3 protein-coding genes and 2 rRNA genes are annotated in these 4,157 nt (G+C 65.5%); 3 read left to right on the top strand and 2 right to left on the bottom strand.

Annotation, left to right across the window (positions count from 1 at the left end):
• A 23S ribosomal RNA gene (locus ACJOT3_RS33795) occupies positions 1 to 1,029 on the top strand; the annotation flags it as partial.
• A gap of 109 nt (positions 1,030 to 1,138) precedes the next feature.
• Positions 1,139 to 1,254: ribosomal RNA gene (rrf, locus tag ACJOT3_RS33790) — 5S ribosomal RNA — on the top strand.
• A gap of 111 nt (positions 1,255 to 1,365) precedes the next feature.
• On the opposite strand, the gene ACJOT3_RS33785 is transcribed toward rrf, so the two are convergent.
• The gene (locus ACJOT3_RS33785; RefSeq protein ID WP_406977197.1) at positions 1,366 to 1,734 is read right to left on the bottom strand and encodes a hypothetical protein; all 369 of its coding nucleotides are present in this window, start codon (positions 1,732 to 1,734) and stop codon (positions 1,366 to 1,368) included.
• A 244-nt stretch (positions 1,735 to 1,978) separates the two neighbouring features.
• Here ACJOT3_RS33785 and ACJOT3_RS33780 point away from each other — a divergent pair, with 244 nt between their 5' ends.
• On the top strand, positions 1,979 to 2,584 hold the full coding sequence (locus ACJOT3_RS33780; RefSeq protein WP_406977196.1) for a dihydrofolate reductase family protein: 606 nt from the start codon (positions 1,979 to 1,981) through the stop codon (positions 2,582 to 2,584).
• Positions 2,585 to 2,674: 90 nt separating this feature from the next.
• On the opposite strand, the gene ACJOT3_RS33775 is transcribed toward ACJOT3_RS33780, so the two are convergent.
• Positions 2,675 to 3,832 carry a methyltransferase domain-containing protein gene (locus ACJOT3_RS33775; protein ID WP_406977195.1) on the bottom strand — a complete coding sequence of 386 codons (1,158 nt, stop codon included), beginning with the start codon at positions 3,830 to 3,832 and terminating at the stop codon, positions 2,675 to 2,677.
• Between the last annotated feature and the right edge of the window lie 325 nt (positions 3,833 to 4,157).

The following is a 4,157-nucleotide window of genomic DNA, read 5'->3' as shown; positions in this document are numbered from 1 at the left end:
GGTGAAGCTGGGAATCCAAGCGCCAGTAAACGGCGGTGGTAACTATAACCATCCTAAGGTAGCGAAATTCCTTGTCGGGTAAGTTCCGACCTGCACGAATGGCGTAACGACTTCCCCACTGTCTCAACCATGGGCCCGGTGAAATTGCACTACGAGTAAAGATGCTCGTTTCGCGCAGCAGGACGGAAAGACCCCGGGACCTTCACTATAGCTTGACATTGGTGTTTGGGATGGTTTGTGTAGGATAGGTGGGAGCCGGTGAAGCTATCACGCTAGTGGTGGTGGAGGCGTTGGTGAAATACCACTCTGACTGTTTCGGGCATCTAACCTTGGGCCGTGATCCGGTTCGGGGACAGTGTCTGGTGGGTAGTTTAACTGGGGCGGTTGCCTCCCAAAGAGTAACGGAGGCGCCCAAAGGTTCCCTCAGCCTGGTTGGTAATCAGGTGTTGAGTGTAAGTGCACAAGGGAGCTTGACTGTGAGACGGACGTGTCGAGCAGGAGCGAAAGCTGGGACTAGTGATCCGGCACCGGCGTGTGGAAGCGGTGTCGCTCAACGGCTAAAAGGTACCCCGGGGATAACAGGCTGATCTTCCCCAAGAGTCCATATCGACGGGATGGTTTGGCACCTCGATGTCGGCTCGTCGCATCCTGGGGCTGGAGTTGGTCCCAAGGGTTGGGCTGTTCGCCCATTAAAGCGGCACGCGAGCTGGGTTTAGAACGTCGTGAGACAGTTCGGTCCCTATCCGCTGTGCGCGTTGGAGACTTGAGAAGGGCTGTCCCTAGTACGAGAGGACCGGGACGGACGAACCTCTGGTGTGCCAGTTGTCCTGCCAAGGGCATGGCTGGTTGGCTACGTTCGGGAGGGATAACCGCTGAAAGCATCTAAGCGGGAAGCTTGCTTCGAGATGAGGTCTCCTGCCTCCTGTGAGAGGGTAAGGCTCCCTAGAGACGATGGGGTTGATAGGCCGGGTGTGGAAGCCTTGTGAGGGGTGGAGCTGACCGGTACTAATAGGCCGAGGGCTTGTCCGCTGCAGATAATTGGGTGCTCGCGCATACATGTTCACATAGCTGGTGAAATTCTTCCCGGTGCTGTGCTCCTTGTCCTTTGGTGGGGGTGTGGTGTTGGGTGTTGGGTTTCCGTGGTGGTTATGGTGGGAGGGTCACACCCGGTTACTTTCCGAACCCGGTCGTTAAGTCTCCTTGCGCTGATGGTACTGCCCTGTGGTGGGGTGGGAGAGTAGGTTGCCGCCACGGTTTTCTTCGGGTTGAGAGCCCCTGTCCTTCGGGATGGGGGCTTTCCCTGTTTTCGGGGTTTGTTTGTGGGGGGTCGCCGTGGGGCGGCCCCCTTTTTTTTTGTGTGATCGCTCAGCGCCGCGCCAAGAGCAGCAGGACCATGCGTGCAATCCCGAGCGGCGGACCCAACGGCAGAGCGAACCCGATCCAGAAGGCGAACTCGAACGGAAGCAGGACCAGCGACCAGATCTTGGCTCTTGACGCGCCGGCCCAGATGGCGATGCCGAGGGCGATCTCGGCGAGGCATACGACGAGGAAGGCGAGTAGGAGCGGGACGCTGGCGGAGATCCCGATCTGCTCGAAGGGGCCGTGCCCGTACGTCGGGTAGCCGAGGAAGTTCCAGACGGCGCCGGTCCGAGCAAGATGCCAGATGCCGAACACACATGGCACTCCAAAGCCGACACCCACAAGAAGGGCGGTTATCGCGGCGGCGATGCGCATGCGGACACACCTCCTGCCCGGCCTGGCCTCGCCCGCCGGGGATTCGGCTACGGACCTGGCACAGCAGCACTTCTACCGTACCCGGCAAAGGCCCAGGCCGGAGAGTGCGAGGAGGGAGGAGGTCGGCCCTGAGACGACAGCTGGCAGACATGGTCTCCGGACGCCATCGAATGAGGGCCGATGATTTCCTTCCCGGTGCATGGTCTACACCTACGGATACAGACGAGCGGATGGGAGCAGCATCATGGGGCAGCTGGTCGTGGTCGACTTCGTGTCGCTGGACGGTGTCATGCAATCGGTTCTCTCCGCGGGCGAGGACCAGGATGGCGGGTTCGACGAGGGCGGTTGGGTGCTGCCTTACGTCGATGAGGTCGTGGAGCAGGTCATGAGCGAGGCCACGGCCGGAGCCGGTGCGCTGCTTCTCGGCCGCAGGACGTATGAGATCTTCGCCGGCACCTGGCCGTACGGCGACATGAATGATCCCGCTGTGGCGGCGATGAACGCGATACCCAAGTACGTTGCCTCCCGCACCCTCAAGAACCACCCCCGGTGGACCAACTCCGTTCTCCTGGGCGCCGACCTGGCGGCGGAGGTCGGCCGGGTCAAGGCCGCGACGGAGGCGGAGATCCTGGTACTGGGCAGCGGCGATCTACTCCGGACGCTGGTCTCGCAGGATCTCGTCGACGAGTACCGCCTGCTGGTCTTCCCTCTCATCCTGGGTAGTGGCAAGCGGCTCTTCGCCGACGGCACGGTTCCGCGTCGCCTGACCCTGGCCGCCACACGGTCGACACCGTCCGGCGTTCTGATCAACACGTATCGCCGTGCGGCGGAGGGCGCCGGGACGGCATAGGTCCGCCGGCCGGTCAGGCCGGGGCCGTCATGGGAGCCCCGGTGGCCCGGGGAGCGGCCGACGGCCGGGGTCGGGGGCTCACTGGTGCATTTACGCGGGGTCGCGGTCTGTGGTCCACACCGCTGTGTCGGGGGCGTGCAGCCACACGGTGCGAGTGTTCGCCGCGTGGTCGACGGTGAGGCCGAAGGCGTCGGCGTCGGGTGCACCCTGGTCCCGCCAGTGGGCGAGGCCTTCGGTGAACTCGGTGTACAGGCGGCGGGGGCCGCCGCTCTGGACTCGGCCGTCGGCGTGCAGGTGCAGCCACGAGGCGCACCGGGTGGAGGCCACCCACACATAGGGTTCCGCCGCCCCGGGCTCCATGCGCATGCCGAAGAACCAGTCCGGGACCAAGAGGGAGAGGAGGACGGACATCTCCCCGTCGAGCCACGGGTCCCGGGGGTCGCCCTCGACCCGCTCCGCGTGATCGGGACCCGCGTCGGGCGAGGAAGCCCGGCGTGCGGGTTGCCTCTGGCCACGCGCCCACATGAACGCGAGCGTTCCCTCGAACCGGCCCACCGCCTTGTCCCCGTCGGTGTCCAGGACGGCGAGCAGCCCGCCGGGGACGCCGGGTGAGGGTGCCCACGGGGTGACGATCCGGCCGCCGGGGCGCAGGGCGTTCGGCCAGGCCGGGGGGATGGCGGCAACGGTGCAGGTCGCGATGATCCGGTCGTATGTGGGAGTGGGGTCCGGCGGGGCCTCCCCGTCGCCGGTGAGGACGCCGGGCCGGTACCCGGCGGCCGCCAGCGCGGCGCGGGCGGTGTCGGCCAGGCCGTGGTCGATCTCGACGGTGGTGACGTGTTCCTCGCCGAGGAGCTCGCAGAGGAGGGCGGAGTTGTAGCCGGTACCGGTGCCGACCTCCAGGACGTCGTACCCGGGGCCGATATCGGCGGCCACGAGCATCCGGGCCATGACCGACGGAGCACTGCTGGAGGAGGTGGGCACACCCATGCCTCCGGTGGCACCGTCATCGCGCTGAGTCGTGAGTGCCTGGTCGGAGTAGGCGGTGCGCAGCCAGCCGTCGGGGTCGGTCGCCCGGTCGTAACGGGTGCGGTCGATGGTCCAGTACACGGCGGGGAGGAAGAGGTGCCGGGGCACGGCCGCGAACAGTCCGGCGATCCGGTCCGGGACGCCCTGGGCGCTGAGGCCGGCGGCCAGCGCGCGGGCGAGAGGGCCGTGGTCGAGGGTCATGCCCTGGGTCTTCCCACTCATCGGCCGACCTTCCCGCTGCCCTTGCATCCGGTGCAGGCGACCCAGCGGGCGATGTCCTTGCCTTTGCTCTGGCCGTCGTTGGTGACCCACTGGCCTCCTTGACCGTTGCACATGGAGCAGTCTTGCTGTTGGGCCTCAGGAATGAGCACAGGTAGGGGTGTGCGTGTGGGTGCGGGGGCGATGAGGGTCGAAGCCATCGTGATCCTCCAAAGATGAGGTGCGGATCGGGGTCAGAGAGGACCCGGTAGTCAACTTTGATCAATGGCGAATGGCGGCCGAAGTCGACTACCAGGGCTCTTTGCGCCGGGCGAGGGGGGCGGTGGGG

This window comes from Nocardiopsis protaetiae (assembly GCF_045446735.1).
In the GTDB taxonomy this organism is placed as follows: Bacteria; Actinomycetota; Actinomycetes; order Streptosporangiales; family Streptosporangiaceae; genus Nocardiopsis; species Nocardiopsis protaetiae.
The sequence above is the reverse complement of the archived record's forward strand: the minus strand, read 5'-3'. Positions and strand labels throughout refer to the sequence as shown.

What these genes read in the sequence shown, in the direction of transcription:
- ACJOT3_RS33775 (WP_406977195.1), bottom strand. Translation starts at nt 3,832, where the DNA reads ATGAGTGGGAAGACCCAGGGCATGACCCTCGACCACGGCCCTCTCGCC.
- ACJOT3_RS33780 (WP_406977196.1), top strand. Translation starts at nt 1,979, where the DNA reads ATGGGGCAGCTGGTCGTGGTCGACTTCGTGTCGCTGGACGGTGTCATG.
- ACJOT3_RS33785 (WP_406977197.1), bottom strand. Translation starts at nt 1,734, where the DNA reads ATGCGCATCGCCGCCGCGATAACCGCCCTTCTTGTGGGTGTCGGCTTT.